Origin of the sequence: Streptomyces thermodiastaticus, assembly GCF_014656135.1 — a bacterium.
GTDB classification, from domain to species: Bacteria; Actinomycetota; Actinomycetes; order Streptomycetales; family Streptomycetaceae; genus Streptomyces; species Streptomyces thermodiastaticus.
In genome coordinates, this window is record NZ_BNBV01000009.1 from 193598 (window position 1) to 215942 (window position 22345).

At 70.3% G+C, this 22345-nt stretch carries 11 protein-coding genes; 4 read left to right on the forward strand and 7 right to left on the reverse strand.

What is annotated here, in order from left to right; genetic code table 11:
- Window positions 1-195 precede the first annotated feature (195 nt).
- Window positions 196-2415 carry a BTAD domain-containing putative transcriptional regulator gene (locus IE286_RS11885; RefSeq protein ID WP_229862375.1) on the forward strand — a complete coding sequence of 740 codons (2220 nt, stop codon included), beginning with the start codon at window positions 196-198 and terminating at the stop codon, window positions 2413-2415.
- Between the two features lie 431 nt (window positions 2416-2846).
- Here IE286_RS11885 and IE286_RS11890 read toward each other — a convergent pair whose 3' ends face one another.
- Window positions 2847-3173 carry a winged helix-turn-helix transcriptional regulator gene (locus IE286_RS11890; RefSeq protein WP_189796624.1) on the reverse strand — a complete coding sequence of 109 codons (327 nt, stop codon included), beginning with the start codon at window positions 3171-3173 and terminating at the stop codon, window positions 2847-2849.
- Between the two features lie 159 nt (window positions 3174-3332).
- Complete coding sequence (locus IE286_RS11895) at window positions 3333-4919, reverse strand: aspartate aminotransferase family protein (RefSeq protein WP_189796625.1); 1587 nt, start codon at window positions 4917-4919, stop codon at window positions 3333-3335.
- A 398-nt stretch (window positions 4920-5317) separates the two neighbouring features.
- Here IE286_RS11895 and IE286_RS11900 point away from each other — a divergent pair, with 398 nt between their 5' ends.
- On the forward strand, window positions 5318-5782 hold the full coding sequence (locus IE286_RS11900) for a flavin reductase family protein (protein ID WP_229862376.1): 465 nt from the start codon (window positions 5318-5320) through the stop codon (window positions 5780-5782).
- A gap of 55 nt (window positions 5783-5837) precedes the next feature.
- Here IE286_RS11900 and IE286_RS11905 read toward each other — a convergent pair whose 3' ends face one another.
- The 3 genes from IE286_RS11905 to IE286_RS11915 form a co-directional block, all read right to left on the reverse strand.
- Window positions 5838-7283 carry a flavin monoamine oxidase family protein gene (locus tag IE286_RS11905; RefSeq protein ID WP_229862379.1) on the reverse strand — a complete coding sequence of 482 codons (1446 nt, stop codon included), beginning with the start codon at window positions 7281-7283 and terminating at the stop codon, window positions 5838-5840.
- A 258-nt stretch (window positions 7284-7541) separates the two neighbouring features.
- Window positions 7542-8726, reverse strand: coding sequence for an acyl-CoA dehydrogenase family protein (locus IE286_RS11910; protein WP_189796627.1), 1185 nt, complete (start codon window positions 8724-8726; stop codon window positions 7542-7544).
- A 272-nt stretch (window positions 8727-8998) separates the two neighbouring features.
- Complete coding sequence (locus IE286_RS11915) at window positions 8999-9766, reverse strand: SDR family NAD(P)-dependent oxidoreductase (protein WP_189796628.1); 768 nt, start codon at window positions 9764-9766, stop codon at window positions 8999-9001.
- A 340-nt stretch (window positions 9767-10106) separates the two neighbouring features.
- On the opposite strand from IE286_RS11915, the gene IE286_RS11920 reads away from it, so the two are divergent.
- Window positions 10107-11270: a cytochrome P450 family protein gene (locus IE286_RS11920; RefSeq protein ID WP_229862381.1), complete on the forward strand. Its 1164-nt coding sequence runs from the start codon at window positions 10107-10109 to the stop codon at window positions 11268-11270.
- A gap of 76 nt (window positions 11271-11346) precedes the next feature.
- On the opposite strand, the gene IE286_RS11925 is transcribed toward IE286_RS11920, so the two are convergent.
- Window positions 11347-12837 (reverse strand): aldehyde dehydrogenase family protein, encoded by a 1491-nt coding sequence (locus tag IE286_RS11925; RefSeq protein WP_189796630.1) that lies wholly within the window; start codon window positions 12835-12837, stop codon window positions 11347-11349.
- A 107-nt stretch (window positions 12838-12944) separates the two neighbouring features.
- Window positions 12945-13334 carry a YybH family protein gene (locus IE286_RS11930; RefSeq protein WP_189796631.1) on the reverse strand — a complete coding sequence of 130 codons (390 nt, stop codon included), beginning with the start codon at window positions 13332-13334 and terminating at the stop codon, window positions 12945-12947.
- Between the two features lie 227 nt (window positions 13335-13561).
- Between IE286_RS11930 and IE286_RS11935 the strand changes: the two genes are divergently transcribed.
- The coding region (locus IE286_RS11935; RefSeq protein WP_189796632.1) for a type I polyketide synthase at window positions 13562-22345 on the forward strand (8784 nt) is incomplete at its 3' end.

Sequence of the window (22345 nt, forward strand, 5' to 3'; positions counted from 1 at the left end):
GGCACCAAGCAGAGGGCGACGCTCGGTTACCTGCTCATACGGGCCAACCGCGTCGTCCCGACCAGTCAATTACTGGACGCACTGTGGCCGGTTGACGATGCGCCGACATCGGCGCGGAAGATCCTACAGAACGCCGTGTGGGGCCTGCGCAGGGCTCTGACGCCGTTGCAGAGCGGTGCCGCACCGGCGTCGCTCGTGACCCAGCCCCCCGGCTACAGACTGACCGTCGCCCCCGACGCCATCGATCTGTTCCGTTTCCAGGCCAAGGTGGAGAAGGGACGGGAGACGCTCGCCGCAGGAAAACCCGAGGTGGCCGCCCAGCTGTTGCGCGAAGCGCTGGACTTGTGGCGGGGACCCGCCCTCGCGGACCTGGCCGAGGCCGGCATCGCCTGGCCCGAACTGTCCGCGGTACAGAACGCACGCCTGGACGCCATGGAGGACTACTTCGAGGCGGAACTCGCGCTGGGCCGTCACCAGGCGGTGCTTGGAGAGCTGGAGACCATGGTGGAGGACACCGCCCTGCGGGAACGGTCCTGCCGCCAGCTCATGCTCGCCCTCTACCGCAGCGGCCGCCAGGCGGACGCGCTCAACGTATACAGCCGGGTGCGCTCGACGCTGGTCGAGGAACTCGGACTGGAGCCCGGTCGTGAGCTACAGGAGCTCCAGCGGGCCATCTTGAATCACGACCCCGCCCTCAACGCCCTCGACGGCGCAAGGGGCAGTCGGGGCGGTCATCGGCAGACGCCGCTGATCGCCCACGGCAAGGGGCCTTCGCCGCTGACCGCCTCGCGGGAGCTGCCCGTTGCCGACCTGGACGCTCACCGACCGCAGCCGACCACCGGAAAGGCACCGCAGGGGGAGGAGGCCCACCCGGCGCCCGTCGCCGTATCCGACCGTGAGCCGGTGGCGGCCACGGTGTCGGTGGCCCCCAGACGGTACGCCACCGCCAGGACCGCTCCGGAACCCCGCACGACCCGGCGCCGTCTGGTGAGCGTGCTGCTGGTACGCACCCAGCTCCACACCGGCACCGTCGAGGGCGACTCGGGCGCAGTGGACGAGTTGCTGGAGGACATTTCGCGGTGGGTGCACAGGAGGATCGAGCACTTCGGAGGCGTCGTCACAGCCGCGATCGGCTCGGTGTGCATGGCGCTGTTCAGCGCCGGCGACGGCAGGGGAGGCGGAGACGACGCCGAACGGGCCGTGCTCGCCGCACTCGCCGTCCGTGACGGGCTTCAGACCGTGACCTTCCCCGGAACCGGACCGGGCACCAGGGGCACCCTTACCTTCCAGGCCTCCGTCGCCACCGGTGAGGCGCTGCTGCGCTACCAGCCGGACGACCGCGACCAGCCGTGCTCCATCACGGGCAGGTTGCTGAGCACCTGCGACCTGCTGCTCTCGCGCGCGCAGGCCGGTGAGATACGGGCGTGCGACAGCACACGCCGTGCGACCGAGGCCATGATCGAGTACTTCGCCGCGGACGACGGAGGCGACGAACATCACTGGAAGCTGCTCGGTATACGCCGCGACTACTTCGGAAGTCTGAAGGTGCCCACCGTCGAGCGCGAGTACGAGCTTTCGCTGGTGACCGACCTGCTGGAGCGGGCCCGTCACAGGGCGACCCCGCACCTGGTCACCGTCCTGGGCGACGAGGGGAGCGGCAAGACCCGCTTCCTCGCCGAGTTCGGCCGGACGATCGCCACCCGCGCGCAGGTGGCCCGATTGACGATCGACCACGCCCAGGGCTCCACCGAGAACGGCGTCTTCGCTCTCCAGCGACAGTTGGTGCGGGCGCTGTGCCGTGTGGAGCCCTCCGACGCGCCTTCCGTCGCCCGAGAGAAGCTCGTGAACACCGTCACCCGGCTGACCGACGACGAGGAACGTGTACGCCGACTGCTCACCTGCCTCATCAAGTTCGTCGACCCCGAAGCTGCCCAGCACCCCCTCCCCGCCACCGAGGACGAACTCGGCGCCTGGGGCCGGTTCCTCGGCCGTACGACGCTCGAACGGCCGCTCGTCCTGCTCATCGACGACCTTCACCGCGCCGACGACGCCCTGCTCGACTTCGTCTCCGGCCTGTCGGACTTCGCCGGTGTCCCGCTGCTCGTGGTGGCCACCGCCCGCCCGGAACTGCTCCGGCTGCGCCCGGAGTGGGGAGGCGGGAAGCGCCACGTGACCACGCTGACGCTGGAACCGCTGTCGGATGCGGCCGTCGACCAGCTGCTCGACTCGCTGCTGCGGGCCGATCCGGGCGACGACGACACCAAGGTCACCGGTCACGCCAAGTGGTTCCGGAGGGCACTTCGGGTCACCATCGGAGACAGGGAGGGCGACCGGCGGCAGTACCTCCGCTCACTGCTCTCCATGCATCCGCCGCGAACGTTCAACTCCGGCGGCACCTGCTGGGCGGCCGGCTGACCGGAGACGGTGCGGTCTGTACCGGCCGCCCGACCCCGTGCAGCGCTCGGGCACCAGGGCAGAACGCCCCGGGCCCGAGCGCTGTGGTGCGGCGAGTGGGGCCCTGCTCCAGGGGCTTGGGGGAGCGGGGCACGCATGCTCGTTGCCACGTGCCGACGGCAGCGTCCGCCCAGCGGGGTGCGTGGTGTGGCCGACCGGAAGCGTTCCGCGCGGCCCTCAGCAGCAGCGCCGGTTCTGATCGACGGCACACCGGACCTGAAGCGGCCTGCCATTCACCGGTGCGGCGTCACGGTGGGACGGCTAGGGCCTCCTGAGCGCCGGTGCAGACTTCGCGGTCCGCACCGAACCCGGAGGCCCTGCCGGTTTCAAGGACGGCTCAAGGCGTGCCGCCGCTCGTCATCGACGTCCTTGGGAGCTGGTGGCACCTGGCCTCAGACCTTGGCCGGGAGGTGCTCCCTGCCCCAGGCGCCGAGGGGTTCCAGCGCCTCGTTCAGTGCCACGCCCCGGTCGGTCAGGGAGTACTCCACTCTCAGCGGCGCCTCGTTGAACGTCGTGCGCAGGACGATCCCGTCGGCCTCCAGCTCGCGCAGCTGCTGGATCAGCACCTTCTCGCTGACACCGGGCACAAGCCGTTTCAGCGCGCCGAACCGGTGTGACTGGTGGCGGAGAGCCCAGAGGATGAGAATCTTCCACTTACCACTGATGACTTCCATCGCGGCATCCAGGCCGCAGTAACCCGGCCGTGCTCTCACGCTCATTTCCCACCCCTGCCATCGTCCCAGGCGGCCCGTTCGAATGCAGGTAAAACCACCGGCCGTCAGGGTATCGCACAGCAATGCCCGTATGAATGCAGCACCCCTGCAATGGCTGCACAACTGGCCGAAAACCAGCGAGGCCGGTGGTGCGCTCCCGAGCACTCAGCCGCCGAACAGTGCCTGCTCGTTGTCGTCCCGCAGCACGCTGCACAGCGCCCGCAGCGCCGTCCGAAGACGGTCGATCTCCGCCTCGTTCAGGTGGACCGACGGCTCGAAGCGCAGGGTGTTCACCGCGCTGGCGGTCGGGAACGTGCGAATTCGGTGCACGCGGAACAAATAGCCAGAGATGACGTAACCGAGGATGTCGGAGGCGGCCGCGTCCCGGATGCCGGCGGCCGGCGAGCCGGACCGGTCGTGGAACTCGAGCCCCAGCATGAGGCCCTTGCCGCGCACGTCCTTGATCACATCGGGGAACTCCTCGCGCAGCGAGGTGAACAGCGACAGCAGCCGGTCGCCCGCGGTGCGGGCCAGACGGTAGACCTCGCCGTCGCGGGACTCGATGATCTCCAGTGTGCGGTGGGCGATCGCCGTGGAGAAGGGGTCCTTGGCGAAGGTCGAGCTGTGGACGAGCTCGAACTCCCTGCGATACCGGCGCTCCCGCACCAGGGTCACCGCGGCCTTGGCGATCCCGCCGCCGAGCCCTTTGGCGAGGGTGTAGTAGTCGGCCTTCAGCCCGATCAGCGAACTGGCGAAGAAGGCCCCGGTGCGGCCCATCCCGCTCTGGATCTCGTCCACGACGACGGGGCAGTCGACCGCCTCGCAGGCCTGCTGGATCGCGCGGCCCATCTCCTGGGAGACCACCCTGATGCCGCCCTCGCCCTGGATGACCTCGAGAACGAAGGCGGCGAAGACCGGGAACGGGCGCTCGACGACCCGGACCTCGCCGGCCTCGACGACCATGTCGAACACGGTGGCCCGTTCTTCCTCCGTCAGCTTGGCCACGGCCTGCGGTTGCTCGAAGGGCAGGAAGCGGGCCTGCGCCGCCATCGCGGAGAACGGCTGCCGGTAGGAGGCGTTGTGCGTCAACTGAACGCTGCCCGCCAGCTTTCCGTGGAAGGATCCCTCCAGGGTGAGGAAGACCGGTGGCCTGGAAGCCTGCTCCGCGTTGCGGCGCACCAGCTCGGTGACCAGGATCTCGAAGGATTCCGCGGCGTCAGCACCGCTTGGCGCTCCGACCGCGCGAAGGGAGTCGCCGGGTACCGTAGCCTCGCCCGAGCGCACCGCGGACCGGGCGTTGTCGATGTGCGCGGTGATCTCCGCGGTGAGCGCCTGCACCTTCAGCACACGGTCGAACTCCGCATGCTTCAGCGCCACTTCGACGGACTCGGCTCCACTGTTGGAAAATACTGCGTAGTAGGGCTCATCGCCGCCGAACTCTCGTTGGATGATCCGATTCAGAGTGGTGGCGACCCGGCCGGCCCAGGGCTGACGGGACGCCTGTGCCAGCACGGGTGCTCCCGAATCCAAGAATTCCCTGGCGGCGGCAACGATTTCGGGATGGTTGTGGCCGAGTACCAGGGCCCCGTATCCACCCGCGTAGTCGAGCACCGGTACTTCACGGTTGTCCCCGTCGATGAAGTACAGCGTATTGCCTTCGCCGCGGACGTACTCGACGTCGATCCCGAGGAACGACAGGAACTCGAGCATCTGAGGCTCGGCGAGTTCTGTTTCCGATGACGCTGAGTTCATGCGGGCCCCTTTTCATCCGTGAGTGGCATTCTGCTGCGCTCGAACCGTAACGGCGGTCCTGTCCGCATCACTCCGACTCTAGAGGCGGCATAAGAGAGGGCCGTCAATCGGCGGTCACGTCATGGTAACCGGCGCCTCGCCTTCCGGCATTAGCCGGGGATGACCTCCGGATGGGTACTGCCGTTCCGTTCCGCGGATATCTTGTCGTGCGACTCTGTTCGGAATTTCGGGGCGGAACGGCCCGCCATCTGCGGGAAGCCGGACCATGCGTGACCGGGTGGCCTCCCTCCAGGAACTGCGTGCAGGCGATCCGGGAATCCGGGGACTAACGGGAGGATGACATGTCCGACAAGGGGCCCTCGACGCCCATTATGGGGCCCTCTTCACTGCGCGACGTCATGGCACGGTTCGCCACCGGTGTCATAGCGCTGACCGTCGGCGGGGACCATCTGCACGGCATGACCGCCAACGCCTTCAGCTCGGTGTCGCTGGAACCACCGCAGGTGCTCTGCTGCGTGGCGCACAGTGCGGTCATGCACAAGGCGATCAGCGCTGAGCGGCGGTTCGCCGTCTCGATCATGGGAGCCGACCAGGAACATCTGGCGCGCCATTTCGCGGACAAGTCGCGTCCGTTGGGTGCCTCCCAGTTCGAGTCCGTGGACTGGCGGCCGGGCCCGCGGACCGGAGCACCCCTGCTCTCGGGTGCGCTGGCCTGGCTGGAGTGCGAGCTGGCCGACTTCTACGACTCAGGTGACCACTCGATCTTCATCGGCTCCGTCCTGGACTCGAGACGGGGTCCTGGCCGGCAGGGGCTGCTCTTCTTCGACGGCCGGTTCCACGCCGGTGTGACCACGACCCGCTGAAGCGTGACGGAGCCGGTTCCCCTCTGGTCCGGGGAACCGGCTCCTCACTGTCACGTCAGGCCGCGACGCTGTATCCCGTCAGCTTCAGCACCTGCTGCGCGGCTCGCAGCCCCGACTCTATGGCGCCCTCCACGAAACCGACCCAGCCGCTGGCTATGTCCCCGGAGGCGAACGCCACGCGGCCCTGCGGCTGCTGGATGGCGGGCAGCTGGGCGGTCAGCTGCCCCGGGCGCCGAAGCGCCCAACCCCCGAGGGCGTAGGGATCCGCGGCCCAGTCCTGCGCCAGGACCTCCACGACAGTAGCCTCCGGAAGGAAGACACGGACGGCTGCCTCGACGGCGGCGCGGTCGGAGCCGTTCAGCGCGGGCAGGCTGTTGAAGCCGACCATGAGCTGACCGCCCGTCACGCTGTCCTGCGAAAGCAGTGTCGTGAACGCGGTCCCTTCCTGGCCACGCGCCACCACCCGGTCCGAGACGCCGCTGACCTTCATCCACACCTTGGAGGAGTGCGGGACCCCGACGCCCTGGGCCGTGGCCTGCTGGTGCACCTCCGGCAGGCCCGGGGTGAAGCTGATGGTCTTCCACACGTTCACCGGCACGGCGACCACGGCCGCCCGCCCCGTGTATACCTTCCCGGACCGGGTGGTCACACGCACCTGAGAGCCGTCGTCGTTCACCGAGACCACGGGGGAGTTCAGGTGCAGCTCGGCATCCGCGTCACGCAGCATGGCCTGGAGCAGGCCGACCATACCGCCCGATATGCGCTGGGACATGGCGGCGTCGTAGCCGGCCAGGCTGTAGCCCGCCAGCGACCACCAATGGGCCAGGGCGGTGTACGCCCCGATGTCGCTGGACCCTCCCGAGTAGCCGGCGGTCGTGCCGCTGAGCCAGCTCTCATCCTCCGCCGACAACCGCAGCTGATTCAGCCGGTCCCGCAGCGACATCTGGTCGACTGCACTGACCAGGTCCTTGCGGTACAGCGGGTCGGTGGGGTTCGGGAAGAGGTCCTTCGCGTCCTTGAAGAGCTGGTCCATGAGCGCGCCGAACCGCGTGTCGACCTCGTCGGGCGGGAACGCCTTGAAGCCGGTGCTGGACGGCATGATCAGGCGGTTCGGCGGGGTACCGGTGAGCGTGCCGATGTTGTAGCGCTTGAGCTCGGCGTTGACCAGGGGCTGCGCCGGGCCGATCCACTGGGCTCCCAGCTCGACCGGCCGGCCCTGGAAGGTGCTGGTCCAGGTCCGGCCTCCGATGCGGTCACGGGCCTCCAGGATCACCGGATGCAGCCCCTTGGCCTTCAGCTCACGGGCCGCCGTGACACCGGCGTAGCCGGCGCCGATGACGATGACGTCATTCGCCGTCGCCTCGGACGCGGTGTCGTCGGCGAAGGCCGGAACCGTCGCCGTTGTGGCTGCCAGTGCCGTGAGGCCGCCTGCCTTCAGGACGGACCGGCGCGACAACGGTCGCATGTTGGGGAGCTGAGGCAGGCGTCTGTCTCTGTTCACGTTGCTTCCTTCGGTGGTTCACCCTCCGCACCGGGAACAGGAGGGCTCGGATCGGGTCGGGGCTGTCTTGTGGATCAGGTCGGCCGTGACGGACAGCCCTCCTCCGCCCAGCCGGGCGCGGGATCTGTGCGTGCGGATGCACGGCGGGGGAGGGAGCCGGCGACCGATGACAACGCAGTTGGGGTGCTTGCACGCCCTGAGACAGTGGGGGGAAGCGTGTGCCAGGCCCCGCGACGCCGAGCTGATCCGGGACAGGCCTCAGAGCAGTGGGGTATCGGGGTCGAGGCCGAGAAGGACGCGGCCGTGGACTTCGAGGCTGGAGGTGAGCAGGATCATGCCGTGCAGGGCGAGACCCTGGATGTCGCGGTGGAACCGCTGGATCGGGACCCGACGCTGGATGGCGGTGGCACCGCTGGCGTTGTAGAGCACGTCCACCGCTTCCTTGACCAGCTGCACCGCGTAGGCGCTGTGGCCGCGGACGGCTGCTTTCTCCTCCAGCGTGGGCTGTTCGCCGGCGTCGGCGCGTCGCTGGAGGGTCTGGTAGGTCTGCTGCATCAGGGCCTCGGCCGCGGAGATCTTGGCGTCCGCCGTGGCGACCTGGATCTGGGTGAGCGGGTGCTGCTTCTGGTCGGTCCAGGAGGTGTAGGTGATGCCTCGGCCCGGCAGCCGGTCGAGGAAGAGCTCCAGCGCACCGCGGGCGGCGCCGAGGAAGGTGGCCACGCCCTGGGAGATGATGTAGCTGTAGAGGCCGTACTCACGGCCGGTGGGCTGCCGGTCCTCCGGCAGCTGGGCCAGGGCGGCCTCGAACACGGCCGGGTCGGTGGGCACGACGCGGTGGGCCGGCACGAAGACGTCGGCGGCCGTGGAGGTGCAGCTGCCGGTCGCGGCGACGGACGAGGTGTTCCAGTCGTCCTCGATGGTGAACTCCCGCATGGGCACCAGCGCGATGGCCTCTTCGGTCCTGCCGTCCGGGTGCTGCACAAGGGACGTGGCGATGTTCCACTGGGCGCCTCGGCAACCGGAGTTGAACTTCCAGGAGCCGTTGAGGACGAACCCGCCCTCAACCGGGGTCAGCACGCCCGAGGGGGTGAACCCGCCGGAGATGCGCACGTCCGGGGTCGCGAAGATCTCCTTCTGGAGTTCCTCCGGGAACAGAGTGATCATCCAGGCGCTCGAGACCCAGACGCTGGCGATCCAGCTCGTGGAAACGTCGCCACGGGCTATCTCCGCGAACACCGCGGCCTGATCGGCGACCGAGAACTCGAGACCTCCGAAGACCTTCGGCGTGGCCATGCGGAACACGCCGGCCTTTTCCAGCAGCTCGACATTCTCGTCCGGCAGCCAGCGCCGGTCCTCGGCCTCGAGTCCGTTCTCCCGCAGCTTGGGGACTATTTCGCGAACAGCAGCCAGTACGGATGTGACGTCAATTGCTTTCGCGGCCATTTCCGTCTCCTTGTCCGTCGACGCGCCTCCGGATGCGCGAGCAGTGTTCCGCCGCTCATCCGGAGCCCGTCAGGGGTAACGTCTGAAGCCTGGCAGAACGGCGCCCCGAAACGGTCATGGCCCGGTAACCGGAAGTTCTCGGCGACGCGTCGACGCACGTAGCCGTGGTCCTCGGCCGCGCCGGCGTGTCCCGCACGTGAAAACGGCCGTGCGCCCGGAGCGGGTCCGGGCGCACGGCGGGGTGGCTTTTCCGTAGACGGGTGATGTCTGTCCTACTGACCCTGCGGCCGGTTGAGGCGCTGTCCGAGGCCGCCGTCGACGTTCAGTTCCTCACCTGTGGTGAAGGTGGCCTCGAAGGCGAGGAACAGAACGGCCTGGGCGACCTCCTCGGACGAGCCATGGCGGCGCATCGGGGTGATCTGGTCACCCATCTTCTCGAAGGCCTGCAGCATTTCCGGGGTGGCCCCGGTGATACCCGCGGTGGGCGTGTGGATGAAGCCGGGGCTGACAGCGTTGACCCGGATGTTCCGCGGAAGCAGCTCGGCCGCGATGACCTTGGTGAACGCCCGCACCGCGGCCTTGGCGCCGGCGTAGGGGCCCATGCCCGGGTTGCCGGAGTCGTTGGCGATGGAGGTCGTGAAGACGATGGCGCCGCCGTCCTTGACCAGGGGTGCGAGACGCTGGGCCGTGAAGAAGGCGCCCTTGGCGTTGACGTTGAAGGTGGCGTCGAAAAGCTCCTCGGTCACATGACCGAACGGGCCGGGCTGAGCGAAGCCCGCATTGATGAAGAGCAGGTCGATCTGCCCGAGCTTTTCCTCGACAATTCCGCCGAGTTCCTCGATGTCGCTCAGAACGGCCGTGTCCGAGCGTACGGCGTGGCCCCTGGTGCCCAGTTCCGCCTGAGCGGCCTCCAGGTTCTTCTCGTTCCGCCCGGTGACCAGAACCTCGCCGCCGCCGTCGACCAGAGCCTTGGCCGTGGCCAGGCCCATTCCGATGGTTCCGCCGGTGATGACAGCTTTCCTGCCCGCATACGTGCTCATGAAATCCTCTCAAAAACTCTGGTGCGGAACGCGATAAGCCGAGAACTGGCCTCCGGTCGCCACCACAGGCTTACTCATGGAAGCAGGTGGTCACAAGTACGAACATACAAGTCAGTGGTTACCTCGAGGTAAGTGAGTCAAGGCCGAGACCAGGACGTGAGCGGCCGATTACAGGCTCTCCGTAGCCTGAAGCACCCTGCGTAGTACTTGCGTTTCACCGTATGAGTTCGGCTCGCGAGCCTGGGAGACCACCGTGACCAATCCATCCTGCCCGTTCGCCATCGATCCCACCGGGCGTGACATACACGGGGAGGCGGCTCTTCTGCGTGAGAGGGGACCCGTGACCCGGGTCGAGCTGCCCGGCGGAGTTCCCGCCTGGTCGGTCACCGACCAGGCCCTCGCCAAACGGCTGCTGACCGACGCCCGCGTCTCGCGCGACGCCTACCGCCACTGGCCGGCCTGGGAGAACGGTGAGGGAGAACTGGCGCGATCCTGGCCCCTGGCCATCTGGGTGCAGGATCGCAACATGATCACAGCGTACGGGGAGGAGCACACCCGCCTGCGCAGGCTGGTGGCCAAGGCGTTCACGGCACGCCGCACCGCGGCGCTCCGCCCGCGCATCGAGGCTGTCACCGCGGAGCTGCTGGAGAGCATCGCCGCGGCGCCCGGCGACCAACCGCTGGATCTGCGGCGGGAGTTCGCCTACCCGCTGCCCACCCGGGTGATCTCCGAGCTGCTCGGCATACCCGACGACGTACGCGTGAAGCTGACAGACATGATGGCCGCCATCTTCCAGACCGCCTCTTCGGAGGAAGAGGCGCGGGCCAACGAGATGGCGCTCTACACCCTCGCGATGGAGTTCATCGCCCACAAGCGCGAGACGCCGGGAGACGACCTGACCAGCGCCCTGATCGCGGTGCGCGACGACGGGGACGGCGCGGGCCTGTCGGAGCGAGAGCTGCTCGACACCGTGTTCCTGATGTACACCGCCGGGCACGAGACCACGGTGAATCTGCTGGAGCAAGCGGTCTGCGCCCTGCTGACCCACCCCGACCAGCTCGAACTGGTGCGTACGGGCCGGGCCTCGTGGGAGGACGCCATCGAGGAGACGCTGCGTTTCCAGTCTCCCCTGGGCAGCCTGCCGCTGCGGTACGCCGTCGAGCACATCGAGCTCGGGGACGTGACGATTGCGAAGGGCGACGCCATTATCGTCAACTTCGCGGGCATCGGCCGCGATCCTAAGGTCCATGGTGACACGGCGGCCGACTTCGACATCACGCGGCCGACCCGTGGCGATCACCTGTCCTTCGGGCACGGAGTGCACTACTGCCTCGGTGCGCCGCTGGCGCGGCTGGAGGCTCAGGTGGCGCTGCCCGCCCTGTTCGACCGCTTTCCGGACCTGGCGCTGGCCGAGCCGGCGGACAAGCTCCTGCCGTTGGAGTCGTTCGTCTCCAACGGGCATGTGTCGCTGCCGGTGTACACGCGCTCGAAGCCCGCCGTCTGAACCCCGGCGCACGGCCGTGCACGCGAGGACGCCCCCGGTACCGGAATGGCAGGGGGCGTCCTCGCTGCCTCGTCTCTCAGCTTCCCAGCGAGGTCCAGACCGTCTTGGTCTCCAGGTAGGCGTCCAGGTTGGTGCGGCCCATCTCCCGGCCGATACCGGAGGCCTTGACACCGCCGAACGGGGCGCCCGGGTCGCCGGAGGCCCATGAGTTGAGGTAGACCATGCCGGCCTGCAGCCGGGCGGCGAGGGTGTGCGCCTGGCCCAGGCTGCGGGTCCACACACCGGCGGCCAGCCCGTACGGCGTGTCGTTGGAGTACTCCACCACTTCGTCTACCTCGTCGAACGGAGCGGCGACGAGCACGGGCCCGAAAATCTCCTCCCGGGTGATGCGCATCCCTGGTGTGGCACCGGTGAACAGCGCGGGCCTGACGTAGTAGCCGCCTTGGGGCGACGCCGGAGGAACCTCGCCCGCCCGAAGGGAGGCGCCGGCTTCGAGCCCGTCCAGCAGATAACCGCGGACCCGGTCGTACTGTTCGGCGGAGACCAGCGGACCGAACTGCGTGGCACGGTCGAGCGCGGGACCGACCCGGGCCTTGTCGGCGGCTTCGGCCAGCAGGCCGACGACCTCCTCGAACAAGCTCCGGTGCACATACAGCCGGGACGCGGCGATGCAGGACTGGCCGCTGTTGAAGTAGACGCCGTTGAACGCCCCGGCGACCGCGGCCTCGACATCGGCGTCCGCGAGGACGATGTTCGGGTTCTTGCCACCCAGCTCCAGAGTGACCCGTTTGAGTCCGGTTCCGGCCCGGGCGGCGATCTCCCGGCCGACCGCGGTGGATCCGGTGAACGCGATCTTGGCGACGCCCTCGTGGTCGACAAGGGCCCTGCCGGTGTCCGCGTCGCCGGTGATGATGTTCACCGTGCCCGGCGGGAAGCCCGCCTCCTCGATCAGCTCCGCGAGGCGGAGCGCCGACAGCGGAGTCTGCTCGGCGGGCTTGAGCACCACGGTGCAGCCCGCCGCCAGCGCCGGCGCCATCTTCCAGGCGGCCATCATCAGCGGATAGTTGAACGGGATGATCTGGGCGCAGACACCCACCGGCTCCTTGCGCGTGTAGCACAGGGTGTCGGGCAGGTGCACGGGGATCGTCTCGCCCTCGATCTTGGTAGGCCAGCCGCTGTAGTAGCGGAAGTGCTCGATCGCGGCCGGGATGTCCATGACCTCGTTGACCGAAACGGGTTTGCCGCCGTCCAGCGCCTCGATCTCGGCCAGCTCGGCGGCGTTCTCCTCGAGCAGTTCGGCGAGTTTGGTGAGCATCCTGCTGCGCACCAGCGCGGGAAGGGAGCCCCAGGCGCCGTCCAGGGCCGAGCGCGCCGCCGACACCGCGGCATCGACGTCGGCGGGGCCGGCGTAGGGAACGTCGGTGATGCGCCGGCCGGTGGACGGGTCGTACGTCGGGAAGGTGCGGCCGTCCTCGGCAGGGACGAAGGCACCGCCTATGTAGAAACGGTGCGAGCGGTTCACGAATTCCGCGGCCTTCGGGCCGAGCGGGGATCCGGATGACGTCATTGGCTGTCACTCCACGGTGCGATCAGTACGGGAGACGGAACGCGAATGCACGGCAACATGGCCATGGTGCGGGACGCCCGCACCATGGCCGCCGAATGACCAGTGGATTACCGTGTCTCACCGAAGGGATTGTCGATGGCGAATCGCCATTTCCCGTCGGGGCCGAGGCGCAGGACGTCGAGCCCCGTCCCCTCCAGGTGCTCGTCGCCTTCCGGGGTGGAGATGTCGATGGTCCAGTCCACCACGAGCAGTGCCGTGTTGCCGGTGACGTGCGACTCGCGGAGCGTGGCGGTCATCTTCGGCCTCTGCGCGATGAACTCTGCCAGAGAAGCTTCGCGGGCCTTGCCGGTGAGCGGGTTGCCGGGCTCCCAGACCGAGATGGCGTCCTCGGTGTACATCGCCTTCAGGGTGTCGATGTCGCCGGCGTTGAACGCCTCGACGTAGCGCTTGCCGTGCTCTTCGGCGTCACGGGTCAGTTGTTCGAGGGTACTGGACATGTCGAGGTTGCTCCCACTTTCTTTGGTGTCGAAGCCGGGATGTCAGCGTTGCCCGAATCTATCCGGCCGCCTTCACCGCGTTCTCATTTCCGGGCAATGCCGTGCTCATCTTCCCCTCGGGCCGGATTACCGGTGCATTACCGGGCGTTGGAGCCGCTTCGGCGAGACTGTCCAGCGCTTTCAGCATGCGTGTACCCGCTTTTATCGGTTCCTTGGAGGGTCCGGGAATGAAGGAAATCGCTGTCGTCGGGATATCCTGCCGACTGCCGATGGCGTCCGGCCCGGAGGCGTTCTGGGATCTGCTCAGCAGCGGTGCGAGTGCGCTCGGCGAGGGACCGCACGGCAGGCGGGGCGGCCACCTCGACGAGGTCGGGCACTTCGACGCGGCCTTCTTCGGGATCTCCCCGCGCGAAGCCGCCGTGATGGACCCTCAGCAGCGACTCGTGCTCGAACTGGCCTGGGAGGCGCTGGAGGACGCCGGTATCGTGCCGGGGACCCTGCGCGGCAGCCGTACGGGCGTGTTCGTCGGCACCCTCCGCGACGACTACGGCAACCTGCTCTACCAGAGTGGCACCGAGGCCGTCACCCAGCACACGATGACCGGCCTGAACCGCGGGATCATCGCCAACCGGATCTCATATTTCCTGGATCTGCACGGACCGAGCCTCACGGTGGACACCGCCCAGTCGTCCTCCCTGGTCGCCGTGCACCTGGCCTGCGAGAGCCTGCGCAGCGGGGAGGCCGACGCCGCGATCGTGGCCGGGGTGAACCTGAACATCCTGGCCGAGAACACGGTCACCGAGGAGAGGTTCGGTGCTCTCTCACCCGACGGTGAGAGCTACGCTTTCGACGCCCGTGCCAACGGGTTCGTCCCCGGTGAGGGCGGCGGCGTGGTCGTCCTCAAACCTCTGCAGCGGGCGCTCGCTGACGGCGACCGGATCCGCGGCGTCATCCTCGGCAGCGCGGTCAACAACGACGGCTCCACCCCGGGCCTGACCGTACCCAGTGGCACTGCCCAGGAACAGGTGATCCGTCAGGCCTACGAGCGGGCCGGAGTGGACCCGCGCTCGGTGCAGTACGTCGAGGCGCACGGGACCGGAACCCCGGTCGGCGATCCGATCGAGGCCGCGGCGCTCGGCGCGGTCCTCGGCGGCGGACGCGACGCCGAGGACCCGCTGCTGATCGGCTCGGCCAAGACCAACGTCGGGCACCTGGAAGGCGCGGCCGGCATCGTCGGTCTGCTGAAGGTGCTGCTCGGCATCGAGCGGCGCCTGCTGCCGCCCAGCCGCAACTTCTCCACGCCCAACCCGAGGATCCCCTTCGCCGAACTCGGCCTGTCCGTGCAGCGGGAGCTGACCGCGTGGCCCCATCCGGAACGCCGACTGCTCGCCGGCGTCTCCTCGTTCGGCATGGGCGGCACCAACTGCCACGTCGTGGTGGCGGAATCCCCCCGAACCGTCCCCGCCGGCGCCCCAGGTCCCCGCAGGCTGTCCCCCGTCATCCTGCCGTGGGCGGTCTCCGGGCAAGGCGGGGACGCCCTGCGCGCCCAGGCCGGACGACTGCTCGGCTTCGCGTCCGGCGAGCAGGCGCCGGACCCCGTCGACATCGGGTGGTCCCTGGCCACCACCCGTGAGGCGTTCTCCGACCGGGCGGTCGTGATCTCCGAGGGACGCGACGGCCTGCTGGAGGGGCTGCGCGCCCTGGCTGAGGGACGGCCGTCCGCAAGCGTCGTCCGCGGTACCGTGCGGCCTGGGCTTCTGGGCGTCGTCTTCACCGGACAGGGCAGCCAGCGCGCCGGCATGGGCAGGGAACTCTACGAGGCTTTCCCGAGGTTCTCCGAGGCGTTCGACGAGGTGTGCGCCGAGCTGGATCCGCTGCTGCCGCGCCCGCTGCGGGACGTGATCTTCTCCGGGGAGGGCCTCGACGACACGGGATTCACCCAGCCAGCCCTGTTCGCCGTCGAGGTGGCGCTGTACCGGCTGGTCGAGTCGTGGGGCGTGGTGCCCGACCTGCTCGCCGGGCACTCCGTCGGCGAGATAGCCGCTGCCCACGTCGCCGGAGTGCTCTCCTTGGCCGATGCGGCACGACTGGTGGCGGCCCGCGGTCGCCTGATGCAAGCCTTGCCCGCCGGTGGCGCGATGGCAGCCGTCGAGGCCACCGCGGAGGAGGTCACTCCGCTGCTGGCCGGTTTCGCGCACGAGGTGGGTCTCGCCGCGGTCAACGGCCCCGCCGCCGTGGTCGTCTCGGGCACCACCGACGCGGTCGCCGAGATCACCGCCGAAATGGCCTCTCGGGGGCGCAGGACCAAACGGCTGCAGGTCTCGCACGCCTTCCACTCCCCGCTGATGGAGCCGATGCTGGCGCCGTTCCGCGAGGTGGTCCGGACGCTGGAGTTCCGCGAGCCGCGGGTGCCGGTCGTCTCCACCGTCACCGGCGCCGTCGCGACGGCCGAGGAGCTGTGTTCCCCGGACTACTGGGTGGAGCAGGTACGCAGGCCGGTGCAATTCCGGGAAGCGGTCGGCACGCTGGAGTCCGAGGGCGTCACCACGTACCTCGAGCTCGGCCCCGACGGTGTCTGCTCGGCCATGGTGGACGCCTGCGTCCAAGACGGGGAGGCGGCCGTCGCGGTGCCGGCTCTCCGTGCGGGCCGCTCCGAGCCGCGCAGCCTGGTGGCCGCGCTCGCCACGGTGTTCGTGCGCGGCGGCCGGGTGGATCTCGCGGCGGCGTACGAGGGCACGGGCGCGCGCCGCACGGCCCTGCCCACGTACGCCTTCCAGCGCAGGAGGCACTGGTTCGACGGCGTCGGCCGGCTCTCCGCGCCGCTGCCGCAGACCGCCTCCGCCCCCGCCGTCGCGACGCCGCAGGACGAGACCGGCACGCCGGCAGCGACAGGAGCCCCGGGCAAGCGTCCGGACGCGCTGCCGGAGGCCGAGCGCCGCCGCACGGTGACCGACATGGTTCTCGCGCACATCGCCGCGGTGCTGGGCCACGGCGCGGAAACGGATCAGCAGCTTGGACTCGACACCACCTTCAAGGAGCTGGGCTTCGACTCGCTCATGGGGGTGGAGCTGCGCGACGCCCTGTCCGCCGCCACGGGGCTCCGGCTGCCCAGCGGACTGCTGTTCGACTGGCCGACCCCACGTGCCTTGGTCGACCACCTCGTGACCCGACTGGTGGGAACCGGCGACAGCGTCGTGACGGACGATGCGGTGGCGGCGGCCGGTGACGACGAGCCCGTCGCGATCATCGGCATGGCTTGCCGCTACCCCGGCGGCGTCGCCTCCCCCGAGGACCTGTGGCGGCTGGTCGCTGAAGGCGTCGACGCGATCTCGCCGTTCCCCACCGACCGCGGCTGGAACCAGAACCTGTTCGACCCGGACCCCGACCAGCCAGGCGGCAGCTACGTCGGCCAAGGGGGCTTCCTGGACGGCGCGGGCGAGTTCGACGCCGCCTTCTTCGGGATCTCACCCCGTGAAGCGCTGGGCATGGACCCGCAGCAGCGGCTGCTGCTGGAGACCGCGTGGGAGGCGATCGAGCGCGCCGGGCTGGACCCGCGGTCGCTGCACGGCAGCCGCACGGGGGTGTTCGTCGGCGGCACCGTCCTCGACTACGGACCCCGCATGCACGAGGCGGACCACGGCGTGGAGGGCCACGTCCTGACCGGCACCACCGCCAGCGTCATGTCCGGCCGTATCGCCTACCAGCTGGGCCTGACCGGCCCGGCCGTCACCGTGGACACCGCCTGCTCCTCGTCCCTCGTCGCGCTGCACATGGCGGTGCGCTCCCTGCGCTCCAAAGAGACCTCGCTGGCGCTGGCGGGCGGTGTGGCGGTGATGTCGGCGCCGGGGATGTTCGTCGAGTTCTCCCGCCAGCGCGGGCTCGCCTCGGACGGCCGCAGCAAGTCCTTCGCGGCGTCCGCCGACGGCACCTCCTGGGCTGAGGGCGTCGGCCTGCTCCTGCTGGAGCGGCTGTCGGACGCCCGCCGCCACGGGCACCGGGTCCTGGCCGTCATCCGCGGCACGGCGATCAACCAGGACGGCGCGTCGAACGGCCTGACCGCCCCGAACGGCCCCTCGCAGGAACGGGTGATCCGCCAGGCGCTTGCTGACGCCCGTCTCGAGCCGAAGGACATCGACGCGGTCGAGGCGCACGGCACCGGCACCGCCCTCGGCGACCCCATCGAGGCCGAGGCCGTCCTCGCCACGTACGGGCGCGACCGCGGCGGCTCAGAGCCGGTGTTCCTAGGTTCTCTGAAGTCGAACATCGGGCACGCGCAGGCCGCGGCCGGCGTCGGCGGGCTCATCAAGATGGTGCAGGCGATGCGGCACGGCACCCTCCCGCGCACCCTGCACGTGGACGAGCCCACCCCGCACGTCGACTGGTCCTCCGGCGCCGTGGAACTGCTCACCGAGGCACGGCCGTGGCCCCGCGGCGACCGTCCCCGTCGTGCGGCCGTGTCGTCGTTCGGCATCAGCGGCACCAACGCCCATGTGATCGTGGAGGAGGGCGACCCCGACCCGGCTCCGGCCCGGCCCGCATCCGAGCCGGCCACGCCGGTGCCGTGGGTGGTCTCGGGCCGGGACGCCAGGTCGCTGCGCGCCCAGGCCGGACGCCTGCGCGACCGTCTCCGCGACAACCCGGGGGTGGGCCCGCTGGACCTGGGCTTCTCCCTGGCCACGACCCGTACGGCGTTCGAGGAGCGGGCTGTGGTCACCGGCACGCGCGTGGCCGATCTGCTGACCGGACTGGACGCCCTGGTGCGGGGCGAGCACCACCCGCGTCTGGTCCGCGGCAGCGCCGCCCGCGCCGGCCGTACGGCGCTGCTCTTCACCGGGCAGGGGGCACAGCGCCTCGGCATTGGCCGGGAGCTGTACGAGGCGTTCCCCGTCTTCGCTGATGCCCTGGACTCGGTGTGCGCGGAACTGGACCGGTACCTGGACCGGCCGCTGCGCACGGTCCTGTTCGACGACGCGGCCGACCAGGCGTCCGGGCTGCTGCACCGGACCGCCTACGCGCAGCCGGCCCTGTTCGCCGTCGAGGTCGCCCTGTACCGACTGCTCGAACACCACGGTGTGGTCCCCGACCTCGTCGCGGGCCACTCGATCGGCGAGCTGGCCGCCGCCCATGTCGCGGGCCTGTGGTCGGCGGCGGACGCGGCGCGCCTGGTCGCTGCGCGGGGCCGGCTGATGCAGGCCGCCCCGGAGGGCGGCGCCATGGTCGCCGTCCAGGCGAGCGAGGAGGAGATCGCGGCCGCACTCGCCGGGCGTGGCAGCTCCGTCTCCATTGCCGCCGTCAACGGGCCCGACGCCGTGGTCGTCTCCGGTGACGCCGAGGCCGTCTCCGAGATCGCGGCCGAGTGGGAGGCCCGAGGCCGCAGGATCCGGGCGCTCACGGTCAGCCACGCCTTCCACTCTCCGCACATGGACGGTGTGCTGGAGGAGTTCCGGCAGACCGCCGCCGCCCTCACCTACCATGCTCCGGCCATTCCTCTGGTGTCCACCCTCACCGGGCGGCTCGCCCGGGAGGAGGAACTGCGCTCGCCGGACTACTGGACGCGTCAGATCCGGGAGGCCGTACGTTTCGCCGACGCCACCCGCACACTGCGTGAACAGGGCGCGACGGTGTTCATCGAGGCCGGCCCCGACGCGGTCCTGTCCGCCCTGGCCGAACGGACCCTCGCCGACGAGCCGGTCACCGTGGTCCCGCTGCTGCGCCGCGGGCGCTCCGAGGCGGACACCCTCGTCGCCGGGCTCGCCGGGGCCTACGCGGCCGGCGGGCCACTGGACGTGGCCTCCTTCTTCCCCGGCGGCACCACCGTCGAGCTGCCCACGTATCCGTTCCAGCGCGAGCACTTCTGGCTGGCACCGAACACCGGCGGCGACCCGCGCACCCTGGGCCTGGACGCCGCCAGGCACCCGCTGTTCAGTGCGGTGGTCGAGGTGGCCGGACGGGACGAACTCGTGCTCACCGGCAGGCTGTCGGTGAGCGACCACCCCTGGCTGGCCGACCACACGATCGGCGGCACCGTCCTCGTGCCCGCCACCGCATTCCTGGAGCTCGCTGTCGCGGCGGGCGACCGGGCGAAGGCACCCCACGTGGAAGAGCTCACGCTGGAGGCACCGCTCGCCCTGACGGAAAGTCAAGTTCTGCGGGTTCAAGTCGTGGTAGGCGCGCCGGACGCTTCCGGTCTGCGGCCGTTCACCGTGCACGCCTGCCCCGACACCGGCGACGAAGGGTCCCGGGAGTGGACCCGGTGCGCATCCGGCGTGCTCGGCGCCACGACCGCCGCCGGCCCCGTTGAGGGGCTGCGCCAGTGGCCGCCCGCAGGTGCCCGGCCCGAGCCGCTCACCGGCGTCTACGACCGGCTCACCGGCGCCGGGTACGACTACGGGCCCGCCTTTCGGTGCCTGCGCGCCCTGTGGCGGGGCGCCGACGGCGACCTGTACGCGGAAGTGCGGCTGCCCGGTGACCAGCAGGAGGCGGCCACCCGGTTCGCCCTCCACCCCGCCCTGCTCGACTCCGTGCTCCACCCCCTCGTGCTGCACGGGATGGACGGCATGGAGCCAGGCGTGCTCCAACTCCCCTTCGCCTGGTCCGGTGCGACCGTGCATGCCGTGGGGGCCACCGCCCTGCGCGTACGGATCTCCGCCGACCCGCGCACCGGCACCGCCGCGCTCACCCTCGCGGACCCCACCGGCGAGCCGGTCGCCGCCGTGGCCTCGCTGACGCTGCGCCCGGTGGCCCGGGACCGGATCGCCCAAGCGGCCGGCGGTCCGGCACCGCTGTACGTCGTGGACTGGCCCACCGTGCCCGCCCCGGTGTCACTGCCTCCGACACGGATCGAACTCACCGGTGACACACCGGAATTGGCAGAGGCTCAGGGCTGCGACGTCGCCGTGGTACGCGTTGGCACCCAAGCGGCGGACCTCGGCGCCGACACGGCCGGGGAGACGCAGCGCGTCCTGCGGCTGGTGCAGGCATTCCTTCTGGACGAGCGACTGGCCGACGTCCGCCTCGCGGTGGTCACCCAGCGGGCCGTCGCCGTCTTGCCGGGCGAGGACGTGCCCCATCCGGCCGCCGCACCCGTGTGGGGGCTGATTCGCTCGGCGCAGTCTGAGCACCCGGGCCGGCTGACGCTGGTCGACCTCGACGGGACGGCCGACGATGCCTCGCTCGACCGGGCGCTGGCCACCGAAGAGCCGCAGATCGCGGTCCGCAACGGCCGGCTGCACGTGCCTCGCCTGGTCCGTGCCCGGCACCGGCCGGCCGTGCACCCCGCACGGTCCGCGACCGGGACGACGGCACCGGGCCAGCTCGCCTCAGGGACCGTGCTCGTCACCGGGGGCACGGGCGGCCTCGGTGCCCTGGTGGCCAGGCACCTGGTGGCCAGTCACGGCGTACGCCGCCTGCTGCTGTGCAGCCGTCGCGGGCCGAAGGCGCCGGGCGCCCGCGAACTCTTGGACGAACTCACCGCACTGGGCGCCGAGGTGACGGTGGCCGCCGTCGACGTCGCCGACCGCGAGGCGGTCGCCGGCCTCCTGTCGCGCGTACCGGCGAGCCACCCGTTGACGGCCGTCGTGCACACCGCGGGCGTGCTCGACGACGCCACCGTGGCATCCCTCACGCCGGACCGGCTCCGGGCCGTCATGCGGCCCAAGTGGGACGGGGCCTGGCACCTGCACGAGCTCACCAAGGACCTCAGGCTCACCGCGTTCGTCCTGTTCTCCTCCGTCTCCGGACTCATCGGCGCCGCCGGCCAGGCCAACTACGCTGCTGCCAACGCCGCTCTCGACGCCCTCGCCGCCCACCGCCGCGCCCACGGCCTGCCCGCAGTCTCCCTGGCTTGGGGCCTGTGGGACGGCAGCCATGGCATGGGCGCGACCCTCGGCGACGAGGATCTCGCCCGCTGGACCCGCGCCGGTTTCTCCCCGCTCACCCCGGAACAGGGCCTCGGACTGTTCGATCTGGCGCTGGCCGGCGGCGACGATGCCCTGCTCGTGCCGGCGCTCCTGAACCCGACCGGGCCCGGCGCAGAAACGGATGCGATGCCCCCGCTCCTGCGCGGCCCGGTCGGACCCGGCACGTCCCCCGCGCGCCGGACCGCCACCAGTGGCCCCGAGGAGGCCGGCACCGCTTGGGCCCGGGAGCTGGCCGCCCTGCCCGAGGACGAGCGGTCGGGCGAGGTGCTCGAACTGGTCCGCACCGTGGTCGCCGACGTGCTCGGACACGCCACCCCCGCCGGCGTTGACCCGGAACGGGCGTTCAAGGACATCGGCCTGGATTCCCTCGGAGCGGTCGAGCTCCGCAACCGGCTGAGCACTCGGACCGGCGTGCGGCTGCCCGCCACCGCCGTCTTCGACCATCCCTCGCCCGTCGCGCTGGCGGACCACCTCTACGGGCAGGTCTCGGGCCGGACGTCGCTGGCCGTACGGGCCACCGTCGCCTCGACGGAGCCGATCGCGATCGTCGGTATGGCGTGCCGTTTCCCGGGTGGGGTGGGGTCGCCGGAGGATCTGTGGCGGCTGGTGGCCGATGGTGTGGATGCGGTGGGGGAGTTTCCGGACAACCGGGGGTGGGATCTGGAGGGGTTGTACGACCCGGATCCGGAGCGTGTGGGTACGTCGTACACGCGGCAGGGTGGTTTCCTGTATGACGCGGACCGGTTCGATCCGGAGTTCTTCGGGATGTCGCCGCGCGAGGCGGTGGCGACCGATCCGCAGCAGCGGCTCCTGCTCCAGACCGCCTGGGAGACCCTCGAGAACGCGGGCATCGACCCGGCCGGCCTGCGTGGTTCCGCCACCGGCGTGTTCACCGGGGTGATGTACAGCGACTACGGTTCGCGCGCCTTCCTGCCGCCGGACGGCTTCGAGGGCTATCTGTTCAGTGGCAGCGCGGGCAGCATCGCGGCCGGGCGCCTGGCCTACACCTTCGGTTTCGAGGGTCCTGCGGTGACGGTGGACACGGCGTGTTCCTCGTCGTTGGTGGCGCTGCACCTGGCGGCCAACGCGCTC